At 65.0% G+C, this 22621-nt stretch carries 27 protein-coding genes and 2 tRNA genes; 20 read left to right on the top strand and 9 right to left on the bottom strand.

Features of this window, described 5'->3' with window-relative positions; translation table 11 throughout:
- Nucleotide 1: 1 nt before the first annotated feature.
- The 11 genes from VGM20_08500 to VGM20_08550 all read left to right on the top strand — a co-directional run bounded on the left by VGM20_08500 (nucleotide 2) and on the right by VGM20_08550 (nucleotide 10180).
- Entirely contained in the window at nucleotides 2-448 is a 447-nt protein-coding gene (locus VGM20_08500) for a thioesterase family protein (protein ID HEY4100902.1), read from the top strand.
- Entirely contained in the window at nucleotides 448-2472 is a 2025-nt protein-coding gene (locus tag VGM20_08505) for a peptidylprolyl isomerase (protein ID HEY4100903.1), read from the top strand. Before VGM20_08500 ends, VGM20_08505 begins: the two co-directional genes overlap by 1 nt.
- Nucleotides 2469-3194, top strand: coding sequence for a hypothetical protein (locus VGM20_08510; GenBank protein HEY4100904.1), 726 nt, complete (start codon nucleotides 2469-2471; stop codon nucleotides 3192-3194). The genes VGM20_08505 and VGM20_08510 overlap by 4 nt, the downstream gene beginning before the upstream one ends.
- Nucleotides 3175-3681, top strand: a complete 507-nt coding sequence (lptE, locus tag VGM20_08515; GenBank protein ID HEY4100905.1) for an LPS assembly lipoprotein LptE — start codon at nucleotides 3175-3177, stop codon at nucleotides 3679-3681. The genes VGM20_08510 and lptE overlap by 20 nt, the downstream gene beginning before the upstream one ends.
- Before the next feature lie 4 nt (nucleotides 3682-3685).
- Nucleotides 3686-4048 (top strand): hypothetical protein, encoded by a 363-nt coding sequence (locus VGM20_08520; protein HEY4100906.1) that lies wholly within the window; start codon nucleotides 3686-3688, stop codon nucleotides 4046-4048.
- Nucleotides 4049-4053: 5 nt separating this feature from the next.
- Nucleotides 4054-4533 (top strand): adenylyltransferase/cytidyltransferase family protein, encoded by a 480-nt coding sequence (locus VGM20_08525; protein HEY4100907.1) that lies wholly within the window; start codon nucleotides 4054-4056, stop codon nucleotides 4531-4533.
- On the top strand, nucleotides 4520-5230 hold the full coding sequence (gene rph / locus VGM20_08530) for a ribonuclease PH (GenBank protein HEY4100908.1): 711 nt from the start codon (nucleotides 4520-4522) through the stop codon (nucleotides 5228-5230). Before VGM20_08525 ends, rph begins: the two co-directional genes overlap by 14 nt.
- Nucleotides 5231-5235: 5 nt before the next feature.
- Complete coding sequence (locus tag VGM20_08535) at nucleotides 5236-5841, top strand: non-canonical purine NTP pyrophosphatase (GenBank protein ID HEY4100909.1); 606 nt, start codon at nucleotides 5236-5238, stop codon at nucleotides 5839-5841.
- Between the two features lie 117 nt (nucleotides 5842-5958).
- Nucleotides 5959-6291 (top strand): PadR family transcriptional regulator, encoded by a 333-nt coding sequence (locus tag VGM20_08540; protein HEY4100910.1) that lies wholly within the window; start codon nucleotides 5959-5961, stop codon nucleotides 6289-6291.
- A 4-nt stretch (nucleotides 6292-6295) separates the two neighbouring features.
- Nucleotides 6296-8974: an ABC transporter permease gene (locus tag VGM20_08545; protein HEY4100911.1), complete on the top strand. Its 2679-nt coding sequence runs from the start codon at nucleotides 6296-6298 to the stop codon at nucleotides 8972-8974.
- A gap of 87 nt (nucleotides 8975-9061) precedes the next feature.
- Nucleotides 9062-10180, top strand: coding sequence for a succinylglutamate desuccinylase/aspartoacylase family protein (locus tag VGM20_08550; GenBank protein HEY4100912.1), 1119 nt, complete (start codon nucleotides 9062-9064; stop codon nucleotides 10178-10180).
- A gap of 38 nt (nucleotides 10181-10218) precedes the next feature.
- Here VGM20_08550 and VGM20_08555 read toward each other — a convergent pair whose 3' ends face one another.
- The 4 genes from VGM20_08555 to VGM20_08570 all read right to left on the bottom strand — a co-directional run bounded on the left by VGM20_08555 (nucleotide 10219) and on the right by VGM20_08570 (nucleotide 14216).
- Nucleotides 10219-10788, bottom strand: coding sequence for an SRPBCC family protein (locus VGM20_08555; protein ID HEY4100913.1), 570 nt, complete (start codon nucleotides 10786-10788; stop codon nucleotides 10219-10221).
- Nucleotides 10785-11123, bottom strand: a complete 339-nt coding sequence (locus tag VGM20_08560) for a metalloregulator ArsR/SmtB family transcription factor (protein HEY4100914.1) — start codon at nucleotides 11121-11123, stop codon at nucleotides 10785-10787. Before VGM20_08560 ends, VGM20_08555 begins: the two co-directional genes overlap by 4 nt.
- Before the next feature lie 69 nt (nucleotides 11124-11192).
- Nucleotides 11193-13853 (bottom strand): ABC transporter permease, encoded by a 2661-nt coding sequence (locus tag VGM20_08565; protein ID HEY4100915.1) that lies wholly within the window; start codon nucleotides 13851-13853, stop codon nucleotides 11193-11195.
- A 27-nt stretch (nucleotides 13854-13880) separates the two neighbouring features.
- Nucleotides 13881-14216, bottom strand: coding sequence for a PadR family transcriptional regulator (locus tag VGM20_08570; protein HEY4100916.1), 336 nt, complete (start codon nucleotides 14214-14216; stop codon nucleotides 13881-13883).
- Nucleotides 14217-14393: 177 nt separating this feature from the next.
- On the opposite strand from VGM20_08570, the gene VGM20_08575 reads away from it, so the two are divergent.
- The 5 genes from VGM20_08575 to VGM20_08595 all read left to right on the top strand — a co-directional run bounded on the left by VGM20_08575 (nucleotide 14394) and on the right by VGM20_08595 (nucleotide 16424).
- A tRNA-Pro gene (locus VGM20_08575) sits at nucleotides 14394-14467 on the top strand.
- Nucleotides 14468-14563: 96 nt separating this feature from the next.
- Nucleotides 14564-14767 carry a hypothetical protein gene (locus VGM20_08580; GenBank protein ID HEY4100917.1) on the top strand — a complete coding sequence of 68 codons (204 nt, stop codon included), beginning with the start codon at nucleotides 14564-14566 and terminating at the stop codon, nucleotides 14765-14767.
- A 49-nt stretch (nucleotides 14768-14816) separates the two neighbouring features.
- Entirely contained in the window at nucleotides 14817-15437 is a 621-nt protein-coding gene (locus tag VGM20_08585; protein HEY4100918.1) for a hypothetical protein, read from the top strand.
- Nucleotides 15434-15847, top strand: a complete 414-nt coding sequence (locus tag VGM20_08590) for a hypothetical protein (GenBank protein HEY4100919.1) — start codon at nucleotides 15434-15436, stop codon at nucleotides 15845-15847. Before VGM20_08585 ends, VGM20_08590 begins: the two co-directional genes overlap by 4 nt.
- A 250-nt stretch (nucleotides 15848-16097) precedes the next feature.
- Nucleotides 16098-16424 carry a type II toxin-antitoxin system HicB family antitoxin gene (locus VGM20_08595; protein ID HEY4100920.1) on the top strand — a complete coding sequence of 109 codons (327 nt, stop codon included), beginning with the start codon at nucleotides 16098-16100 and terminating at the stop codon, nucleotides 16422-16424.
- 11 nt (nucleotides 16425-16435) lie between these two features.
- Here the strand turns inward: VGM20_08595 and VGM20_08600 are convergent, their stop codons facing one another.
- The 4 genes from VGM20_08600 to VGM20_08615 all read right to left on the bottom strand — a co-directional run bounded on the left by VGM20_08600 (nucleotide 16436) and on the right by VGM20_08615 (nucleotide 19423).
- The gene (locus tag VGM20_08600; GenBank protein HEY4100921.1) at nucleotides 16436-16651 is read right to left on the bottom strand and encodes a hypothetical protein; all 216 of its coding nucleotides are present in this window, start codon (nucleotides 16649-16651) and stop codon (nucleotides 16436-16438) included.
- 152 nt (nucleotides 16652-16803) lie between these two features.
- Nucleotides 16804-17688 carry a hypothetical protein gene (locus tag VGM20_08605; protein ID HEY4100922.1) on the bottom strand — a complete coding sequence of 295 codons (885 nt, stop codon included), beginning with the start codon at nucleotides 17686-17688 and terminating at the stop codon, nucleotides 16804-16806.
- Nucleotides 17685-18383, bottom strand: a complete 699-nt coding sequence (locus VGM20_08610; GenBank protein HEY4100923.1) for a hypothetical protein — start codon at nucleotides 18381-18383, stop codon at nucleotides 17685-17687. The genes VGM20_08605 and VGM20_08610 overlap by 4 nt, the downstream gene beginning before the upstream one ends.
- A gap of 236 nt (nucleotides 18384-18619) precedes the next feature.
- Complete coding sequence (locus VGM20_08615) at nucleotides 18620-19423, bottom strand: hypothetical protein (GenBank protein HEY4100924.1); 804 nt, start codon at nucleotides 19421-19423, stop codon at nucleotides 18620-18622.
- A 97-nt stretch (nucleotides 19424-19520) separates the two neighbouring features.
- Between VGM20_08615 and mscL the strand changes: the two genes are divergently transcribed.
- The 3 genes from mscL (at nucleotide 19521) to VGM20_08630 (ending at nucleotide 20459) form a co-directional block, all read left to right on the top strand.
- Nucleotides 19521-19955 (top strand): large conductance mechanosensitive channel protein MscL, encoded by a 435-nt coding sequence (gene mscL, locus VGM20_08620; protein ID HEY4100925.1) that lies wholly within the window; start codon nucleotides 19521-19523, stop codon nucleotides 19953-19955.
- A 13-nt stretch (nucleotides 19956-19968) separates the two neighbouring features.
- Nucleotides 19969-20042: transfer RNA gene (locus VGM20_08625), tRNA-Arg, on the top strand.
- Nucleotides 20043-20072: 30 nt separating this feature from the next.
- A complete protein-coding gene (locus VGM20_08630; GenBank protein ID HEY4100926.1) occupies nucleotides 20073-20459 on the top strand; it encodes a TM2 domain-containing protein in 387 nt (128 codons plus the stop codon).
- Nucleotides 20460-20462: 3 nt separating this feature from the next.
- Here the strand turns inward: VGM20_08630 and VGM20_08635 are convergent, their stop codons facing one another.
- Nucleotides 20463-21494 (bottom strand): YpdA family putative bacillithiol disulfide reductase, encoded by a 1032-nt coding sequence (locus VGM20_08635; GenBank protein HEY4100927.1) that lies wholly within the window; start codon nucleotides 21492-21494, stop codon nucleotides 20463-20465.
- 193 nt (nucleotides 21495-21687) lie between these two features.
- On the opposite strand from VGM20_08635, the gene VGM20_08640 reads away from it, so the two are divergent.
- Nucleotides 21688-22614 carry a hypothetical protein gene (locus tag VGM20_08640; GenBank protein ID HEY4100928.1) on the top strand — a complete coding sequence of 309 codons (927 nt, stop codon included), beginning with the start codon at nucleotides 21688-21690 and terminating at the stop codon, nucleotides 22612-22614.
- Nucleotides 22615-22621: the final 7 nt, after the last annotated feature.

The raw sequence follows: 22621 nt of genomic DNA on the forward strand, positions 1-22621 counted from the left end.
GATGACGGAACGACAGGCAACCGAGCCCGGCACGATCACCACCATCCGCCGGCGGGTCGACTACTCCGAGACCGACCAGCAGGGGGTGGTCTACCACGCGCGCTATATCGTCTGGCTCGACGTGGCCCGCACCGAACATCTGCGGGTCAACGGCATGTCCTACCGGTCGATCGAAGAACAAGGCTATCGCCTGATGGTGTCCGAACTCAGCATCCGCTACCGGCAGCCGGCTCGGTACGACGACCCGGTGCGAGTCCGGGCGTGGGTGCGCGCCGCGGAGTCGAGGCGGGTAACTTTTGGCTATGCGGTTGAACACGACGAGACGGACCTCCTGATGGCGACAGCCTCGACGGCGCTTTTTGTCCTCGACAACTCCTTGCGCCTGGCTCGGTTTCCAGCCGAGGTCTTTGCGCTGCTCCGGCCGATCACCGACCCGGTGCGACTCTGATGCGCCTCCGGCTTGCTGTCGTTCTGGCGATGGTCGCGGCGCTCTCGGCGGCCCGGCGCGCTCACGCCCAGGACCCCGCCCAGGTCGAAGCAATGGCGCCACTTCTCCAGGTGGAGGATCGGCGAGACTTCGATCCGCAGGTCCTGACTCGTGGGCTGACCGATCCCGACGCCGCGGTCCGCACCATCGCCGTCCTCGCCGTAGGGCGGATCGGAGATCGGCGCGGCGCGTCGCTCCTCCGGCGGTTGCTTGTCGATCCCGATCCCGATGTCGTGGCGAACACTTTTTTTGCCCTTGGGCTGATTCGCGACTCCGCGTCGGCTGATGCGATCGTCACTCGCTTGCGCAGCACCGATACGCTCACGGCCGCTGCAGTTGGCGAAGCAGCGACGGCGTTGGCACGGATCGGCGGATCTGCTGCGGCGCGGTTTATCGGCCAGGTGCTCTCGGGTTCGACGGACATCACCCCCGCGCGCCAGGGCCAGTTCATCCCCAATGCGCTCCTTGATAGTTGGCACCTCGGCGCGCTGACTCCGGCGCAGGCGATTCTCCACTATACCACCGATACCTCGTCCGATCTCCGCTGGCGCTCGGTGTACACCCTTGGCCGCATCCGTGCTCCTGCAGGAGCGCGCGCCGTGATTTCCGCCGCGCGCGACCAGGTCCCGGTGATCCGCGAAACCGCGATCAAGTGGTTGACCCGGCAACTGGCCGACAGCGCCGGCCTTGCGCCGACGGCGGTGATTCCCGCGCTGACCCGCGCGCTGGACGATGAACAGCCGGGGATCCGGGTCAACGCCGTCATGTCGTTGGCAACATTCGGAGATTCGGCAACGAGCGCCCGGATCGCGGCACTGCTCAGCGATCCGGATCTCAACGTCCGAGTGGCCGCGGCATCGGCCCTCGGCAGCACCCGCGGAGCTGCCGCGGCCCGTGCCCTCGACCTCCTCATGGACAAGCACGATGTCTGGGCGGTACGACGCGCGGAAATCACGGCACTGGCTCGCGTCGATACGGCCATCTTCGCGCGCCGAGTCGTGCCGTGGATCGCGGGAACCGACTGGCGCGACCGTGCGGCTGGAATTCAGGCATGGGCCACAGTTCCCGGCGGTAACCCGGCCGTCTTTCGTACCGCGCTCGCCGATCCTGATGCTCGCGTTCAGGCCGCCGCCCTCGCCGCCTGGCGTAGCGTGCGCGGCGACACGACCGTCGCCGGGCTGGCACGCGCACGACTCAACGCTCCCGACATCCAGCTTCGCGCCGCCGCGGTCGCAGCACTGCGGCCGTTCGTTGCGGCTGGGGACATCGACCCGTTGCTGGCGTGCTGGCGCTTGAGTCATGACGATGCGGCCACCGACGTCCGTCTCGGGATCGTCGCCGATCTGCACGCACTGGCGCGCCGGGATTCCGCGCTGCTCACGCGGATGCAGGATCCCGCAAGGCGCGACTTTCTCGAACGTCCCGCCGATCCGGTCGTCCGCGCCGACGCCGCGCGCACCTGGCCGGAACTCGCCGAGCAGTGGGGCGACAAGTGGCCGATCGATACGCACCGATCGCTCGCTGACTATCGCGCCGTGGTGCGCACCTATCTCCTCGCCTCCGACGACCCGCACGTGACGATCGATGTGGCCGGTCGCGGCACCATCGACGTGGAGCTCCTCGCGCACGAGGCGCCGCTCACCGTCGCGAATTTCCTCCAGTTGGTCGACCGCCATTATTTCGACGGCAATCAGTGGCATCGCGTCGTCCCGAACTTCGTGGTCCAGGACGGTGATCGCACCGGCACCGGCGACGGTGGCCCCGGATGGTCGATTCGCGATGAAATCGACCGTGAGCGCTACGCCGGCACGATGCTCGGCATGGCGCTTTCGGGCCCGGACACCGGCGGCAGCCAGTGGTTCATCAACTTGAGCGCGCAACCCCATCTCGACGGGATCTATACCATCTTCGGCAAGGTGACCGGTCCGATCACGGCGCTGACGCGTATCGTGCAAGGTGACGTGATCCGGTCGATCCACCGGTGAAGCGTCCGATCGCCGCTGCGCGCCGACTCATCGCTCCATCCGCGCTGGCGCTTCTCACCGCGTGCGCCTCCGCCTTTCCGTCAGCGCCGGTCCCGGCCGGGTTGCGGCCGATGTCGGTGACCGACGCGCGCAGCTGGGCTGCGACAACGGAGCCGTCGTCCCGCACCCAGTTGCAGATGCACTGGACCTTCTACGATCAGGCCGGTGACGGCGGCCGCACTGCGGGGCGCGGTGGACTGCGCCTGTCGCTTCCGGATTCGCTGCGTCTCGACTATCGCGGTCCGCTCGGCTTCGGCATCGGCGCGGCAGCGGTCGTCGGCGATACTGCGCTCTGGGCCCAGCCGCAGGATCAGTTCCAGAAGCTGGTCCCCAATTACCCGTTGTTCTGGGCGATGCTTGGCATCGCGCGACCGCCGTCTGCGGGATGGAGTGTCGCCGGGTATCAGGATCCGCGATCGACGGCGTGGCGATACGCGCGCGGCGCCGACACCATCGACTACGTCGTCGCCACCACGACCAAGTCGCGCGTGTTCGAGGCGTACATCCGGCAGGGCGGCAAGGCGATCGGGCGGGTCACGACAGTGTTCGACCTGACCGGCACACCACTGCGGTCGCGGCTCCAGGTCCTGGGCTCGCCAGCGCGGCTCGACATCACCTTCACCAAGGTCACGCACCCTGCAACGTTTGACGCCGACATCTGGAATGCGCCGCACGATCAGTAGCCTCCTCGCGCTGGCAGTCGCCGGCTGTACCTTCGGCTTCGCCGGGGGAGGCTTGCCGCCTAACATCCGGACCGTCGCGGTCATGCCCTTCGACAACATCACCGCCGATCCGACACTTGCTCAAGCGGTCAATCTCGCCGTCAAGCAGGCAATCGAATCGCGCCTCGGCTTGCATGCCGCGCCGAAGGATCAGGCCGACGCCCTGGTGACGGGGAAGATCACGCGATATCAACCCGACGAGCCGCTGCAATACGTCGGCAGTCCCAGTACCGTCGGCGCCGCGAATACCGTCAACGTGACCCGCCGGCAGGTCGAGCTCTCGGTGGACATCACGGTGGTCGATCAGGCGACCGGCAAGGTGCTCTGGGATGGCAGAAACCAGACCGTCCAGGGCGATTATGACCCCGGCCGAGAGCAGGACGGCCGGAAGAAGGCACTCGATTTGCTAGTCAAGAAGGTGATCGACGGCGTTCAACAGAATTGGTGAGGTCATGACCGATCGAGCCGGACGCAGCAATATCGGGTGCCTGGGGACGATCCTTGTCCTCGCCTTCATCGGATTTCTGGCGGTCCGCATCGGCCCGCCCTGGTTCCGGTACGAGCAGTACGCCGCCGAGATGCGCTTCAATGCGCGCTTCGCGAGCACCTTGCCCGATTCACAGATCCGCGTCCGCCTATCCCTGCAAGTCGACTCCCTCGGACTCCCGGCCGCCGCCCGGAAGGTCTCGATCAAGCGCCACGGAACCCATCCGCAGCTGATCACGATTCGCGCCGAGTACGATGAACTGGTCAATATCCCGATTTTCGGCGTGAAGAAGGTGCATTTCGCACCCCACGCTGAGGAGCCGCTCTGACGCCGGTGACCGGGAGCGCGGCGAAGATCCTCTCGGTCGAGGAAGCGGTTCGTTGGCGGGCAGAGGCAGCATCCCCGGTCGTATTTACCAACGGCGTCTTCGATCTTCTTCATGTCGGTCACATCGCCATTCTTGAGGCGGCACGAGCCCTCGGCGCGTCGCTGATCGTCGGAATCAACAGCGACGCATCGGTTCGATCGCTGGGCAAGGGGAGCGACCGTCCGTTCGTGCCGGCCGCCGACCGTGCCCTCGTCGTCGCCGCGATCGGAGCGGTCGATTGCGTCGTCCCCTTCGAGGAGCCGACACCGCTTGCCGTGATCACCGCGCTTGCGCCCGACATTCTCGTCAAGGGAGCGGACTATCTTCCCGAGACGATCGTCGGCGCGGACCTGGTGCGCGCCCGCGGCGGCCGCGTCGAAGTCATTCCGCTGGTCGCAGATCGATCGACCACCCGACTTCTGGAGCGACTTCGTGGCACGTCCTGATGGCCGCAATCCGAACGACCTGCGCCCTGCGGTACTCGAACGCCGAGCCAATCCTTTTGCCGAAGGGTCGTGCCTGGTCCGGATGGGCGGCACCCTGGTCCACTGTACCGCCAGCGTCGAAGAGGGTGTGCCTCGATTCAAGAAGGGATCCGGCGAGGGATGGGTCACCGCCGAATACGCGATGCTGCCGCGGGCCACGTCGGAGCGCAACGATCGCGAGCGCCACGGCCCCGGCGGTCGGACCTACGAAATTCAACGGCTGATCGGCCGGTCGCTGCGTGCCGCGATGACGACCTTCGCATTCGGTGAATTCACCATCAAGGTCGATTGCGATGTCCTCGTTGCCGACGGTGGGACACGGTGCGCCAGCATCACCGGTGCGTGCGTCGCACTCCACGACGCCTGCGCCTGGCTCGCCGAGCGTACCGGACGGCCATCGCCGTTCGGCAGGTTGGTCGCAGCGGTATCGGTGGGAAAGGTCGCCGGCGAACATCGACTTGATCTTGCCTATCTCGAGGACCGCGATGCCGAGGTTGATGCCAACGTCGTGATGCTCGAACCTGATGCCTTTGTCGAAGTGCAGGGAACCGGCGAGCACGGTACCTTCGATCGCCGCGAGCTTGATGCACTGCTCGACCTGGCCGATCGCGGACTGCAGCAGCTTTTTCAACTGCAGCGAGCGGCCCTCGGCGGATGAAGAGCGTGCTGGTCGCCACGCGAAGCGTGGGCAAGCAGAAGGAATTCCGGACCCTCCTTCGGCCCATCGCAGGCCAGATCCTCTTTCCTGATGATTTCGGCATCGATCCCTCCCCCGACGAAGCACTGATCGAATCGCATGCCACCTTCGAAGCCAACGCCGCCGCCAAGGCGCGCTGGTTCGCGCGGCAGGTCAGCATACCCGTGATCGCCGACGATTCCGGGCTCGAGGTCGATGCCCTCGGCGGCGCGCCGGGGGTGCGGTCGAAGCGATTCGCCGGACTCGATGGCCCCGACGAGGTGGTCGCCGAGCGAAATGTTGCGGCACTCCTCGATCGACTCGCCGGCATCCCCGACCGCGACCGGACGGCGCGGTACCGGACTGTCCTCGTGCTGGTGCGGGCAGCATATCCGGACCGGATCGTCGCCGGATCATGCGAGGGAAAGATTCTCGACGCACCGCGCGGGACCGGCGGATTCGGCTATGACCCCGTCTTCTACTCCAGCGACCTGCAGTGCACCTTCGCGGAAGCGTTGCCGGAAGCAAAAGGTCGCGTCTCCCATCGCGCCCGCGCGGTGGCAGCGATGGTCGAAGCGCTTCGCGTCGGCTAGACGTTCCCGCGTCGCACCGCTGCAACGCGCCGTGCCGCCTGGCGTGACCCCTTGCACTTCTACAAGACAACCGATATCTCTCGCCTTCCTGTAGAAGCATCATGGGGAGCGCCGCAGATGACCGACACCCGCCTCGACCTGCCGCAGGGAACGCTTGATCTCCTGATCCTGCGGACGCTTTCCCTCACGCCGATGCACGGTTGGGCGATATCGGAGCGGATTCAGCAGGTGTCGCGCGACACGCTTCAGGTGCCGCAGGGATCGCTGTATCCCGCGCTGCACCGCCTTGAGCGCCGCGGATGGATCAAGGCGCGATGGGGAGCATCCGACAACAACCGCAAGGCGAAGTTCTATCAGCTGACCCGGAGTGGCGAACGCCAGCTGGCGAACGAGACGCGCGACTGGGCGCGACTCTCCGATGCCGTCGCCCTCGTCCTGCGGATGAGCTGACCGCATGCTGTCCCGAGTCTGGAGCGACCTGCGCTACCGTCTCCGCGCGCTCATGCGGTCTCGCACCGTGACGCGCGAGATCGACGCCGAACTGCAGTTTCATCTCGAGCAGGAGGCATCGAAGCATCGACAGGCGGGACTCGATCCGATCGAAGCGCAACGGAAAGCGGCGCTCGGACTGGGCGGCCTCGGCCACGTACGCGAAGAGGTGCGCGATGCGCATGGTACCGTGCTCGTCACGCGACTGATCCAGGACGCCCGCTTTGCGTTGCGCATGTTGGGGAAGAGCCCGACGTTCACCGTCGTCGCCGTGCTGGCGATCGCCCTCGGCAGCGGTGCCGTCACGACGATTGTGAGCGCTGCAAACGCGCTCCTCCTCCGTCCGATTCCCGGCATCGAGGCCCCCGATCGCGTGGTCGATCTCAATCGCACGGCGGGTCCCCAGGGCCGCGAGCCCCGCACCTCCTCGTATCCGCTCTACGTTGCGCTTCGCGATCAGTCCCGTCTCCTGAGCGGGATTGCGGCGTGGTCGGCCGCGCAGCTCACCATCACCGCTGGCGCACAGGGAACCACCGCGTTCGCGAATCTCGCGTCCGACAATTACTTCGCCGTTCTCGGCGTTCGGCCGTTGCTCGGGAGATTCTTCGCCACCGGTGACGACAGGGCGCGCGGCGCGCACGCCGAGATCGTGCTGAGCGAAGGATTCTGGCGGCAGCGGTTTGGTGGCGACTCGGCGTTGATCGGAAAAGCAGTCTCTGTCAACGGCTCGCCGTATGTGGTGATCGGTGTGGCACCTGCCGCATTCCGCGGCGTCGCGCCGCTGGTACGCACCGATGCATGGGTCCCACTCGGGATGACTGATCAGCTGCGGCCGGCGACCGCACTCCTCTCGAACCCACGCGGGTCGTGGCTGATGCTTGTCGGCCGGCTCGCGCCCCACGCGACCATCGCGGCGGCGAGCGCCGAGGCGGCGACGATACTCGCGCGACTCAAGGCGACCTCGAGCGACGTCGATCCCGACGCCGGCATGGCGATCAGCGCTGCCACCGGCGTCCCCGGCGACGCCCACGGCACCCTGGTCTCCTTCATCGCGCTCCTTCTCGTGGTCGCCACGCTGGTGCTGCTGATTGCCAGCGTGAATGTCGCCGGCATGCTCCTCGCCCGGGCGACGGCGCGACGCCACGAGATGGCGATACGCGTCGCGCTCGGCGCCGGGCGGCAACGGATCATTGCGCAATTGCTCACCGAGAGCGTGGTGCTTTTCCTCGGTGGTGCGGCTGGCGGCTACCTGATCGCCATCTGGAGCACCCGCATCGCGAGCCGAGTCCCGTTGCGCCTCGAAGTGCCCGTCACCGTTGATCTGAGTCCCGACTATCGCGTCCTTGCCATCGCACTCGGCGTCGCGCTCATCACCGGCGTCGCCTTTGGTCTCGCCCCGGCGTTCGAAGCAACCCGGGTCGATCCGAGCGCTGGCCTCCGTACTGGCACCGCTGGCGCCGGCACGCGCCGATCATCGCTGCGGCAGGTGCTGGTGACTGCGCAACTCGCGGTCTCGCTGGTGCTCCTCATGTCGGGGGGGCTCTTCCTGCGTGCGCTCTACCGCGGGTTGCAGGTCCCGACGGGTTTTACCACGACCGGCGTGTCCACCGCAGCGCTCGACGTCAGCAGCGCCGGTTACTCGGACGATCGCGCGCGAGAGTTCTACGACCAGCTCAAGACCCGATTGCTCGCGACTGGCAATGTCGCGGCCGTGTCGTTCATCCAGCCGCTTCCGCTCAGCAACTCGGTCTATTCGGAGGACTTTGCTGTCGAGGGGTATCAGGCGAGGACCGGCGAGCATCCCGACGGTAAGGTCGATCTGGACCTGGCGACGATCGGCGCCGACTATTTCAAGGTCACGGGCATTCCGATCGTGGAAGGCCGAGAGTTCGGGGTCGATGACAAGGCGACGTCGCCAAAGGTTGCCGTTATCAATCAGACCTTCGCGCAAACCTATTGGCCCGGGGTCGATCCGATCGGCCGAACGGTGACCGGCGACGAGGGGATGATGACGGTGGTCGGAGTCGCGCGTGACGCCAAGTATGCCTCCCTGAACGAAGCACCCCTTCCGTTCATCTACCTGCCGCTGACGCAGCACTGGGGAAGCGCGACTCATCTCCTCGTCAGGACATCCGGTCAGGTCGCTGCCCTCGGCACGGCAATTCGAGACGCGGTGCACGGGATCGATCCGATCTTTCCGCAACCGGTCTCGACCACACTCGACGCAGCAACGAGCGTCGCGCTCCTTCCCCAACGAATCGCGGCGATCGTCACCGGTGCGATGGGTGCGCTCGGATTCCTCCTGGCGCTCATCGGACTGTACGGCACGCTCGCGTATCGCGTGAGTCAACGCGCCCGGGAGATCGGCCTTCGCATGGCGCTCGGCGCCGACCGTGTCGCGGTGATGCGGATGGTGCTCCGCGAAGGAATGCGGCTCGTCGCGATCGGTGGCGCCATCGGCATGGCGCTCGCTGTCGCCACGACGCGGGTCATGAGTCGCTTCCTGTTCGGAGTGAGTCCGCTCGATCCGCTCGTCTTCGCGGCGATTCCGGCGGCTCTCGTTTGTGCCGCGTTCCTCGCAATCATCGTCCCGGCCAGGAAGGCCGCAGCGACCAATCCACTCGACACGCTCCGGAATAACTGAAGCAGCTCCGGCTCCGGTGTGCGGTGCGCCAATGGCCGGTGCAGTATATTCCCGCATCCCCCACGATCAACTTTCCGAGAGCTCGCCATGCATCGCGCCGCGTACATCACGCTGTCGCTCGTCGTTGCCGCAATCCCGGTCACGCCCCTCATCGCGCAGGCGCCGCCGGTCAACAGTGCACCGACCTTCACCGTGGGCACGGCAACGGCCCGGCGCGGCGAACGGGCGACTGGCACAATCACCGTCCCTGCCGGAGTCGACTCCGGCTACGTGATGCAGGTCGCGGTGATTCACGGCGCGCGCCCGGGGCCGGTCCTGGCGCTGGTATCGGGGCAGCACGGAACCGAATACAGCACCATCATCGGGATGCAGCGACTGGTGCCGAAGATCGATCCGAAGACGCTGGCAGGAACCGTCATCATCATCCCCGTCGTGAACGTGCCGTCATTCACGTCCATGACGCCGGCGCGCAATCCGACCGACAGGAAATCGATGCTCGGCGTCTGGCCCGGCGACAGCAGCGGGACCCAGAGCTACCGCGCCGTGGCGATCCTGATGCGCGAAGTCGTCAACCAGGCGAACGTGATCGTCGATTTCCACGGCGGCGATCTCGACGAAGACATCGGCATTCCGTTTTCCGCGGCGGTGCGCGGCGGGCGCGCCGGTCCTGATTCCGAGAGCGTTCGGCTTGCGATCGCCTTCGGCCTCAAGCACATCCAGATCATCGATCGCGATGCCGCCTCGCCGCGAGTGGGAAGCCGGATCGACGGGCAGGCGCTCCTGCAGGGGAAGCCGGTGATTCTCGTCGGCGTCGGACGAAGTGGCGTCGTGACCGATGGAGACATCGCCAATGTCGACAACGGCTGCCTCAACCTTCTCGGCGCGCTCAAGATGATCGACCGGCGGCGGACCCCGTCGTATGCGCCGGTCTGGCTCGACGCCGCAGCACCTCGTATTGCGGCGCAGGGGCCGGGGGCGTTCTTCGCGGCGGTCCCTCACGGTGCCATGGTGAAGAAGGGGCAGCCCCTTGGCTACACTACCGATCTTCTCGGCGCCCGAACCGGCGACGTGCCATCTCCGATCGACGGACTCGTCGTGTACGTCCACGGCGTCCCTTCGATGCAGCGGGGAACCACGCTCGCCGAGGTCCTTCCTGTCCTGCCGGGCGTCCCGGCGTGGAAGGCGCCGGCACGGAACCGTCCGTGATGGCGCCTCCCCTCGCTCTTCGCTGAGCGCGCCGCGGCCTACGCCTTCTGCGGAGCCCACTTCGGCGCTTCCACACCGAACTCCTTCGAATAGCGGGCGAGTAGCTGCTGCCACGCGGGGAGCTTCATCGTCTCCATCCCGGCAGTGCGGCCAATCGGCTCTCCACCAAGGAAGCGGTCGAGCACATCGAGACAGACGTGCCATCCGGCGGCCCCCATCGCGATGAATCGTTTGTCGATATGGTGCCAGAGGGTGAGCCGCGTGCCGCCATTCGCAAGCGGCTCGAGCTCCCAGCGCAGATCCTGATCACCGCCGCCCCAGTTGAACTCCAGCGCGCGATTCGCCTCGGCGACCTTGACCCGCGTCTCGGTGACCTGGGGTGATGGCGCGCCAACGGTGGTCAACGTGACCGGTCCGACGCTGCCCATGTCGCGATCGGCATCGAACGGAGCCCATTCGCGCAGTTCGGATGGATCGGTCAACGCGCGCCACACCTTGTCGGGGGCGTAGGGGAGTTCTCGCCGAACAATCAGCGTCCAGACTTCGGCCGACTTGTCGACCTCGGCGTGAACTGCATCACTCGGCGTGTACTTCGTCTGTTCGTTCACGGTTTCCTTCTTCCTTTCGCGGTGTGGGCCTTTTCCATCCGGCCGAGATGTTGCTCGAGGGCATCGACGTGCCGTGACCAGTGCCGGCGGAACTGCGCCAGCCAGCTGTCGATTTCGCGGAGCGGTTCCGGGCGCAGCCGATAGAGCCGGTGCTGCGCATCGACGCGCGCCTCGACAAAGCCGGCCTCGCGGAGGACGCGCAGGTGCTTGGAGACCGTCGGCTGCGGCAGCTGCAGCGCACGCTCGATCTCCCCGACGGAGCGGTCCGAGGCGGCAAGGAGGGTCAGGATCGCCCGGCGGTTCGGTTCCGCGACGACGGTAAACGTGGATACCATGGCAGGTATATACCGACATTGGCATATACGAGTCAAGGGAATGCGCGGGAAGGGGATCCCCGGACCCCCCTATTCCTCCCGGAGCGCGGCCATCGGATTCATCCGCGATGCGCGCCTCGCCGGTATCGCGGCGGCAACAAGCCCAACGAGGAGGAGGACCGCGATGGCGCCGACCCACGTTGTCGGATCGTTCGCGGTGAGCCCGAAGAGAAAGGATGCAATGAACCGTGTGGCGACGAGTGCCAATGCAACGCCGCCGACGATCCCCGCGACGACCACCCGGCTCACTTCGCCCAGCACCATTCGCACGACCCGCCGGCTCGCTGCGCCGAGCGCGATGCGAATCCCGATCTCGTTGCGTCGCCGGGCGACTTGATACGCCATCGTGCCGTACAAGCCGATCAGTGCCAGCAGCAGCGCCAATCCGCCGAAAAATGTCGCAAGCGTCGCGAGGAGTCGGTCGCGGCTCAGCGATCGCGCCACCAGCTCCTCAAGCGTGCTGAACTCGAGGCTGGCGGTGGGCGCCATGTCGGCCATGATGCTCTTCATGCCGTTCACGAGTGCGCCCGGCGGAATGTCGCTGCGAAGCTCGATGTTGAAGTTCTTGACCGGTGACCCACGTTGCGCGGCCGGAATGTAGATCACCATCCCGACGCTGTCGCGAAGCGAGCGGAACTTCGAGTCCTCCACGACTCCGACGACCTCGAACTGCGGGTTGGTGTTGTTCCCCATGCTCCGGCGGAACTGCCGGCCGATCGGGTCGAGCGTACCGAACAGTCGTCGTGCGACGGTCTCCGTGATCAGTGCGACGCTGGACGACCCGGCGCCGTCTCCAGGACCAATGTCGCGGCCGCGAAGTAGGCGCGTGCCCACCGTCGCGAAATATCCGGGACTCACACGATTCACCCAGGCGAGCGCATCCATCTTGTTGGCGGGATGAAAGCCGTCTGCGCTGAGGAGTCCATTTTCACCCCGACTACCCATCGGGGTCATCGATGACAACGCCGCGGAACGAACGCCGGGGAGCGCGCGCATTCGCTCGAGGATGGCATCGGTAGAGACGGGAGTGTCGTCGACCAGGTCGGCTTGCATCAGCAGGACACCGGAACGCTGAAAGCCGGCGTGTCGTGTCGTGAGATTCCTGAACGAACCGAGGAGCAGACCGGCTGAGGTGAGCAGCACGAACGACAGTGCCACCTGGCCGGCGACCAGCACCCAGCCAGCCTGACGGCGCCCGCGGCCGACGACGCTGCGGCCATGCGCCTTGAGTGCGGCCTGCGGATCGGTACGCGCCGATTGCCACGCCGGCGCGAGACCGAAACAGGCGCCGCTCACCAGCGCCACCGCAGTGGTGAAGGCCAGGACCCGCCAATCGATGCCGAGGGCGAGCCACGCCGTGCTTCCACCGGCGGAGAGGAAGCTGGTGATGAGGTTGGCGCCCCAGCCGGCGAAGATCACGCCGAGAGCGGCGCCCGCGAGCGACAGCAGCATCGCTTCGGTCAGCATCTGGCGAATCAATCGAGCGCGCCCCGCGCCGAGTGCCAGTCGGATCGCGGCTTCATGTTGACGGACGGTGGCACGCGCCAGCAGGAGATTCGCGACGTTGGCGCAGGCAATCAGCAGCACGAGCGCCACCACGACCATCAGCACGCGGAGCGCCCCGGCGTATTGCAGCCGCAACGAGGAGAACCCGTTGGCTTCGGGCGTGACGGTGAGGGTCCGTTTGAGATAGCTCGACTGCAGGTCCGGTGGCCAGTCGGAAGGGAGCGTTGCCGTCATGATGCTCGGCGCGAGGGCGGCGAGGCGGGCACCGGTTTGGGCCGCGGTGGCGCCTGCGACGGGCCGAACCATGATATTCAGCCACCAGTTGCTCCGGCCGTCGAGGCCGTCCTGGCCGCCGTCGACGATCGGCTCGCTGCAGATCGGCAGATAGAGTTGCGACTGTCGGCCGACGGTCATGCCGAAGAAGCTCGGGTCGAGCACACCGGCCACTGTGAACGGATGCGAATTCACCGTCAGCGTCTTGCCGATCGCGCTCCTGGCGCCGCCGAACTCCGTCTGCCAGAGCCCGTAGCTGATCACCGCGATCGGCGCGCAGCCGCGAATGTCATCCGACAGGGCGATGGTGCGCCCGAGAATTGCCGGGACGCCCAGCGACGAGAAATAGCCGCCGCTTACCCATTCACCGCTGACGTTTCGTGCTTCGCCGCCCGTGGCGAGATTGAACCGGTCCTGCCCGTAGGCAAAAGGCCCCTGAAAGAGATCGTTGTGTCTGCGGATCTCCTCCCAGAGGGGGTTCGTGAATGTGTTGTCCTGACCGTTGCTCATCGCCACCTGGAGTAGCGTCTCCGGATGCCGGACCGGCAGCGACCTCAGCATCACCGCATTGATCAGCGAGAAGATCGCGGTGTTGGCGCCGATGCCCAGCGCGAGGGAGATCACTGCGACGAGTGCAAAACCACGATTGGCGCGCAGGCCTCGCAGCGTCAACCGCAGGTCGGCGATCAGCGCATCGAGCCAGGCGAAGGTGTCGGCGTCTCGCGTCCGTTCCTTGAGGCCGGTGCGATTGCCGAAGCGGCGTGTCGCTTCCGCGCGCGCGGCATCGTCGCTGAGGCCCGACGCCGTCAGATGATCGGCGCGCTCCGCCAGATGAAAGGCGATCTCGCGATCGAGCGCGGTCGAGTGGCGATTGGAATGCAGCAGGTTGCGAAGACGGTCGAACCATGCCATCGGAGCCGCCGGGGGTAGGAGGAAAGATCAGGCGTAGCGCAGCACGCGGCGAACGCCACTCGTCAGCCGCGCCCAGCTCGCCTCTTCGTCGGTGAGTGCCTGTCGGCCGGCGGGAGTGATGGCGTAGAAGCGGGCCTGGCGATTCTTCTCGGTGATCCCCCATTCGGCACGCACCAGCCGCTGCTGTTCCATGCGGTGGAGGGCGGGGTAGAGCGATCCCTCCTCGACGCGCAGCAAGTCGGCCGAGACGTGCTGGATGTGCGCGGTGATCGCGTAGCCGTGGAGCGGGCCGCGACTCGCCAACGTCTTGAGGACGAGGAGGGCGAGCGTGCCCTGGAGGATGTCGTTCTTCGGTTTCGCCATGAGTCCCCTGCCTAGCTATACATATCTATCTCTGTATAGCTACCGTGGGGCGTGGTGGGCGTCAAGGGGATGTCGGAGGGGTGAAGATGCAGGCGCGGGCTGAACGCCGTTTCGGACGGTGAGCGTCGGCGTTTTCGGCGGGGGTGGGGCGGTGTAACTTCACCGTCGCACGATCGACGGGGTGTGGCGCAGTCCGGTAGCGCGTCCGCTTTGGGAGCGGAAGGTCCCGGGTTCAAATCCCGGCGCCCCGATCAGGTAACATCAACAATAGCAATGCATTCAGGAAGAGGCGCTGATCGCCAGTTTGCTGTAGTCACAAGGTCGTAGTCACAGACATTGGAGGACAAATGGCAGAGGTCATCGGCGACTCGGGCTGGGCGGCCGAACAGCGTCGCCGGCGCCTGGCCGAACGCCCAGAGCACGAGCGACTCGAAGCGCTCAACAACGTCAATCCGGCCGCAGTCTGTGCGATCGAGGGGCACGAGTGGATCAGCCCGACCGAGTCGTCGGAGCCATTCTGCAAGCATTGCGGTGCGCCGCGGCCGGCTTAGGTCGATGAGAGCAAGCTGGGAGAGGTTTGGCCCAGCCACGCTGATTAGCGTGGCGATCGTGGCCGCCGGCGCCCTTGCGGCGGGAGCCATCCTCGTCGTGGGCATTCTCACAAGACCGGAGTCATGGGCGCCGCTGGCGGAAGCGGCAGCAACGGTGCTGCTCGCCGGATTCGCCGGCGTCCAGTTGTGGCTAGATCACGTAAGAAAGAACGAGGAGCGGCTCGCAGCGGGGGTAGAGGCGCGCGCGATCGCTGTGCTCCTCCGACGCCAAATGTTCAGCTGGTCCGCACCTGGAATCGCGGGGCAGCATCTACGCGAATGGACCGGCCGTGCCACGCGACGCGGGATGCTCGGTCAGCATATGGATCGCGCCGAGGCCCGAATGACGAAACTCGCTGTGCTTGCCGGCAGTCTTGGAAGTAACCAGCGGATGGCCATTGATGCGTTGTTCCAGTCGTTCCTCTCCGCGACCGCGACAATCGTTGAGGAAGGCGACGCATTTTCGGCGATCATGGAAATGCGAGCCGACCCTGGCGGCTCAGACGAATTATGGAGGGACGTTGCATGGGACATCCGGCAGTGTATCGGGGTACTGAACAACGCGATTATTGAGCCGAAGCCAGCGACCGCCGCAGATGTTCACAAGGGACGGGAAATGGGGCGCCAATGAAGATTCGATTCACGTTGTTAGCCGACGCCGCAAACATCTCCCAAGAAGGGAAGTTGAACATCCTCGGCGAGTTCAACGCGATCCGGGCGACCGCTTACCCGATGATGTGGGGCGGATTTGTTTATGTCGCTTCGATGGAAGTCGGTGCAGCTGAGATCGGCGCGCAAGTGGATCTCGATCTCAGGCTCGTGGACGCAGACGGCGGACTTCTTGCTCCCCCACTGCCGGTCCATCTCACGATTTCCCAAGTCGGCAACGCCCCAGAGCTTGAAGGCGAGATGGAGAATCATCCGATCATTATCTCGATCAGCCAACTCACCATCCCCCAAGCGGGGAAATACTCGTTTGATCTCTGGCGAGAGGGGTCGCAGGTCGATACGTGCGGGTTTTACGCCGTTCTCGTAAGATGAATCACTCGAAGGCGTTATCGACGCTGAACGAATGGCTTTCGGGAAAGGCAACGGGTGTGCGCTATTCCGAATTGGCGTCGACGCTTAGGGCGTTGGGCTGGCAGGAATCTGGCGGCGGCGGGTCGCACCGAATATGGTGGCACGAAGACTGCCAAGCTGTGATCCAGTCAGTAGATAAGGGCACTGGCCAGCTGCTTCCAGTGTATGTTAAGCGAGCGGCGAAGGTCGCTCTTGCTCAGGGGAGAGAGAAATGACCGAAACCGGAATTGATAGGGCGATCCTCTTTGCCGCTTGGACATTCCGTGGCGGCCCCGACCTCGACGGATCGGGCGCCTATGTGATCGAGATCGACGAGCTCCCAGGCTTTTTCGTCGCGGCAGACACTGAGGATGAAGCAATTCACGAATTGACGCCTGCATTGGCCGCGCATCTTACGACGCTCGCGAGGCTCGGCAGAGATGTTCCCCGGCCGGCCCATCCCGGGTGGTTGCCGGAGGTTCGGCGGACGCCGACCCCGTCCAATGCTCGTCTCGAGGTCACGCCGCGAATTCCGGAGCTTCGACTCCAAACCGCCTGACGGCGAGCCAACTACTCTTTTTTGAGCGATTCGACGGCAAGCTTCACAAGCGGTGTCACATATTCATCCGAAATCTGCTGCATGGTAATACCACCTGGCCGCGCCGGCGCGTGAAGATCGATCTTGATTGTCTGCGATCCATCTGCATACAGTTCGACCGTAATTTCGACCTCCGTTCCGTCCGGTGCGCTGACGCGTCGCTTGGCACGTCGAACTGGGTCGCTCATACTGATCACCGGTCCTCTCAGCACCATAGATGCAAGTAAGATCGCTCAATGTAGCTCGCGCGACCAAACGAATCGCAGTCAGCGCGAGACTAACCGCGTCGAGAGTTATCGGCGTGTTCGGGACGGTTCGCGACGTTCCGCAGGCAGCGCTCCTATTTCGTCAGGTCGACCTTGATTCGATTGCCCTTGAACATGACGATCGAACCGTCCACAACATCCTGGGCAGTGATGTCCGCTCGCGAGAACTTCGCGGCCAAATCCGCCGGGACATAAATCGTCAGGCGGTCCTCTGCCGTTGAGTTGAGCCATGAATACCGCCCGGCCATGTCCTTGTGCTTGACGACGATCACGACTGCGAACCCGGCACCCGGAATGGAATCGGTGACCGCCGCGCCAAGTTTCTTGATGAGGGGGAAAGCAACTTCATTGATAGTTCCGGCGTTGCGCTCTGCTTCATTGGTCTGGTTGTTGTTGTAGGTGTATTTCGGTTCTGGCGCCATCACCCACAGGTAGCGCGTTCCGCGCCATGATTCGACAAGTGTGTCCCACGGCGAGCGGGCAATACCAACGGCAATGAGCGCGTGGCCGTGCTTTACGCCGCTTGGCGAATGATCCCCGGAGAGCCACGCTGCAGCGGAATCCAGGTCGCGGTCAGATGCGAGTTGAGCGTTTTCTCCCGCGTCGAAAAGGCGGTGGAATGCGCGCGCGGTATCCAAGACATTTACATCGATGAGGACGTCACTCACTTCACCGCCTCCGCCAAGATGCACAATAACCCGCCCGGTCGACTTGTCGGTGCTGACGTCCTTGACTGAAAACGGCACGGGAATGAGCGGACTGCGCGTGTGCCGGGAAGAGGAATCGTCGACAGTGAGCGAGTCTCCGCGGAAACTTACCGAGCCGTGGTATTTCGAGTCCTTGAATCGAAGCGCCGAGAGCGGAACGAGGAGCGCTACATGCTGGCCCTTAGCAACGTGCGCGGACTGCGCTGACAGCGGCGCCGCGAGAAACAGCGCACCAGCAAGGAATAGCTTCACTTCGATCCTCCAATGATGGGCCACGCGATCGGGATCCGAGTCGCACCAGTCATGAAAGCATCGACCCCGGCGGTAACGCGGTCCGCGGCCGCCATCTCGTCGGTCGCGAGGGCCACCTCGATAAGCTCACGATCTAAGAGCGAGATCAATTCGCTGAACGAATAGAACGTCTCGGCGATCGATCGAATCCCGTCGACGTGAGCGCGCTTCTCGATCTCCTGATTGACGAAGCCGGTGGCGCGAAGAAATAGGACCGTAGCTTGTCGCGCGGCCTCCCGACGTGGGCCGTGCAGGGATGTGGTCAAAGCAGAGATCTCATCCACCCGCTTCTCTGCCACGTCGACGGCGATGCCATACCGCTCGTGGTTTTCCAAGGCCCATTCAAGAATGTCGGTGACCGGCGCCTTTCGTTGCCGATGCCACGAGCGGATTTCGCGCGCGAGATTGTATGCGAGGAAACTGACGCGCTGTTCGGCCGCCTCTCGCTTGTCCGCCTTGCGTTGTTCCTCATTCCTCCAGGTCAACCACGCGAAGATCGCAATTGCGACAGTCGCCGCGGATTCGGCAACGGCCTGGGCGGGCTGGGGCCAGCGGCCAATCGCAAACCCCAAGACAGCAGCACCGAAGATGAGGATCGGATTGATTCCCACTGTAGCGGTCTGGCCGGTAGATGCTCGTGGGTCAGCGACAGTCATGTGCACCTCGATGCGGAGTAGTCACAGAAGTAGTCACAGACAGACCGATTTTGCCACAGTGTGACGAGCGATCACCGGGCTACAACCCGCTTGCCAGCGCTTATTAGGACTCGCAATCTCGCTTTGGGAGCGGAAGGTCCCGGGTTCAAATCCCGGCGCCCCGATCAGCAGCGATCAAATCCCGCTTCATGGCGCGCACCGGGAACCGGCCGCGCTAGCAATTCATCAATCCCGCCTCACCGCCCACCTCGCCCGCCCGGCACCGGCACTCCCATATTCGACGTCCCACCGAACAGATCCTTCAGCGGTCCCACCCACCTCGGCAGCCGGTACGGCATCGGATCGAACAAACCCGGTTCGACCGGCAGGTCGAGTTTCGGCTCGCTGAAATCCTCCGCGATCGACAACTGGTTCCCCAGGTACACCCGCACGCTTCGCGGCAGCCAGCCGCTGCCGGCGCGCTTGTAACCGCTGATCCGCGCATCGAGCGGACGCCGCGGGTCCATGTTCTTCTCGATCATCCGCACCATCACGAGACGATCGCGGTCGAGCCAGAACTGATTCGAGATGGTGTCGCCGGCAAGCGCGCCCACCACGATCACTGGCGCGCCTTCCCACTTGTCGTGGTGCACCTTGGTCAGGTCGAAGCCGTATCGTCGCAGCATGGCAATCGTCTGCGCCGGCGGCGCAGTCTGCAGATCATTCAGCAGCAGGATATAGGGAAGGACCCCTTTCGCCGCCGACCGGAGCCGACCACCACCGATTTCGTAGGTAGTGTCGTTCTGGTAGATGACGGCCCGCCCGGTCGCCGACGGCGCCACGTCGATCCGCATGTGGTCGGGCGGTTGCACGGCGACATACCAGGTCTCGACGCGTTGATCCGCGGGGAGGACCGTGCGCTGGACATAAAACGCCGAGTGAAACCACTTTCCGCGATACTTGTCGAACGCCTGGTGAACCACCGCTTCTCCCGGCGGACCGACCCGCGAGCCACCGTGAAGCAGCGAGACCATGGCAAGCAGCGCAGCACCAACGAGCATTTCTGACCTCTATCCCGAATGGCATACTGGTGTCGGCAACATGCTGTAGATTGGTAGCCGTTCCCCCCTCAGAGACCTGCACCCGGAGGTTGGCTCCATGGCCATGATGCGCGAGTTCAAGGAGTTTGCCGTCAAGGGAAACGTAATGGACCTCGCTGTGGCCGTCATTATCGGCGCAGCGTTCGGCAAGATCGTTGATTCCGTCGTCAACGACCTCATCATGCCGGTCGTCGGGCGCGTCGTTGGGGGCCTCGATTTCTCCGACCTGTTCATCCCCCTCAAGGATGTCCCGCCGGGTACCGCACACTCGCTCGCCGCCATGAAGACCGCCGGGATTCCGGTCTTTGCCTACGGGAATTTCCTCACCGTCTCGCTCAATTTCCTGATCCTCGCCTTCATCATCTTCCAGATGGTCCGGATGATGAACCGGATGCACAAGGCGCCCGCGCCGGCACCGGCCGCTCCGCCGCCGCCCAGCGACGAAGTCGTGCTGCTTCGCGAAATCCGCGACGCCATCCGGTCACGGGGGTAACTTTCCCGTTCTGGCGCCCGTAGCTCAGCTGGATAGAGCGACAGCCTTCTAAGCTGTGGGTCGCAGGTTCGACTCCTGCCGGGCGCGCTCGCAGTGGCCGATTCCGGAGGATCGCAGATGGCGGACGACGAACTCTTTGCCTCGCCACGGTCGCGCACTGTCGCGCTGATCCTCGCGGTCGTTCTGGGAGTCTTCGGAGCCCACCGTTTCTACCTCGGCCGAACGCGCAGCGCCGTCCTGCAGATCCTCACCCTCGGCGGCCTCGGCGTGTGGTGGTTCTACGACCTCGTCCTCGTCGCCTCCGGGTCGATGCGTGACGCCGAGGGGCGGCTGGTCACCCGGTGGGAACCGGAAAGCGATCATCTGGTGACATCGGGGACGGCGGCCGCAATCTTCGACGAACTCGATACCCTGCGCGCGGAAGTCGCCGAGATGCACGAGCGACTCGATTTCGCCGAGCGGCTCCTCTCCGACCCGGCGTCGCGCGAGCAACAGCGAAACTGAGCGTTACTCGCCGACCGGCCGGGGTGATTCGGTGTACCGCCGTTCGGCCCACGCCCGGCTCGAAGCGTCGCCGAAGATCTTCTCGCCATCGAACCGGCCGTTCTCGATGAACACCTCCGAAATATTGCGGCCGGCCGCGACACTTCCCGCAAGAAAGATCCCCGGCACTTCGCTTTCCAGCGTTTCCGGATTGATGGCCGGACGCCCGCCCTCTCCGCTGCAGGTAATCCCGAGCGACTCGAGCATGGCGAAATCAGGATGGTATCCCGTGAGCGCATAAACCCGCTGCGCCCGCAATCGTTCCTCGCTGCCATCCGCAGTGCGAATCATCACGCCATCAGCATCGATACTGACAACTTCTGCGCCGAACCGCGCCGCGATTTCTCCTGCTGCGACGCGATTGTCAAAGTCCGGTTTGAGCCAGAACTTCACACTCGGCTTCAACGTTGTTCGCCGGTATACCAGCGTGACGCGGGCGCCGGCGCGGAAACATTGCAGCGCGGTTTCGATCGCCGAATTCTTCCCGCCGACGACCACGACATCGAGACCTGCGGTCAGGTGCGGTTCGTCGAACCAGTGCGAAACGTGGGGCTGATTCTCGCCGGGCACACTCAGGAGATTGGCGTGGTCGAAATAGCCGGTGGCGAGGACCAGTCGATGGCAGGCAATCTCGGCACGCTGACCGCGCGACTCGACGGCGCAGACCAGGCTCTCTCCGTCGCGCTGGGCGCCAAGGAAGCGCGTATAGGGCCTGACGGCGAGCCCCTCGACCCGGGCAACGCCGCGGTAATACTTGAGCGCCTCCTCGCGGGTCGCCTTCGACCCGGAACAGGTCAGTGGGTGCCCGCCGATTTCGAGCCGTTCAGGGGTGGTGAAGAAGGTCATCCCGATCGGGTAGCGGACAATCGAGTTTGCGATGGCGCCCGCATCGATCACCAGGTGACGGACGCCTCGCCGGGAGGCCGAGACGGCACAGGCGAGACCGATCGGGCCGGCGCCGACGATCAGGGCGCCTGTATCAAGCTCACGGGTCATGCATCCAATATGGTGGCACCCGAATCCAACTCGCGCCCGTCGACAGCCGTATGTGGAATGAGCAGTTCAACTTGGGCCATCCGGAGGCATCCCGATTGACGCCGACCTCGGCTAATCTCAAGGCGTGCTAGACCCCGAGGAATACGAGATGCGTCCGCGAAAGACTCAGTCGCGGAGCTGGGCGGCGCTCGGAATGAGCGCCGTTGTGCATCTTGTCGTGATTCTGCTGCTGATTTTCGGGGTTCCGGACTCGAGCGCCTCGCCGCGGCGGGCGCCGGTGGACGTCCAACCGGCCAACCCGATCGCACTGCAGCCGCCGATGGCGCTCAATCCCAAGCCGCGTCAGCTCCAGAAGGAGGCGCCCAAGCCTCAGACGCCGACGCCGCCACCGCCCCCTCCTCCACCACCTCCGCCCCTCAAGGAGATGGAGCTGGGGCCGAATTCGAAGAAGCCGGACGCGCCAGCCAAGGAGGCTGCGGCGAAGGCACCCGAGCCCGACGCCAAGCCGCCGGCGGCGGATGCACCGACCCCGGCACCCCCGGCTCCGCCGCCGACCGATCAGCCGAAGCCGCCGGAAACGCAGCCGCCGGCGCATCAGCGGCTGCTGATTCCGCGCCCAGGCGATTACACCGGGGCCGGCGCCTTGCCACTCCCGACGACGTCGCCATTCGGGCCGCCCAAGCTCGATTCGGCGAGCGGTCCGCCCCCCGACGCCACCTCCCTTGCCGCGTCGGGAGCGATCGGCCGCACCGGTCTTTCGAGTCGCGACCCGCAGAAATGGACCAACTCGTTCGACGACGAGACGTCGGGGCAATGTGTCACGCCCCCGGACCTCGGCAAGAACGCCGACGGATCCCCGGTCCTTGCCACCGTCCTCGGGCGGATCCTGGACTACGACGGCCGCACGCCCTTGAGTGGCGCGCATCTCCAGATCATGGGCACGGCGTTCGGAACATTTTCGGACACTCGCGGTGAATACCGGCTCGAGTTCGACCCGAAACTTCTCGCCAAGTGCCGCAAGCAATACGTCGTGGTCGACGCGCCAGGATATCGTGGGCAGATGCTGACGTTGATGATCGGACCGAGGGTGCGCAGCGACGACGTCGTGCTTCACCATTGAGCGGCAG

This window comes from Gemmatimonadales bacterium, assembly GCA_036500345.1.
In the GTDB taxonomy this organism is placed as follows: Bacteria; Gemmatimonadota; Gemmatimonadetes; order Gemmatimonadales; family GWC2-71-9; genus Palsa-1233.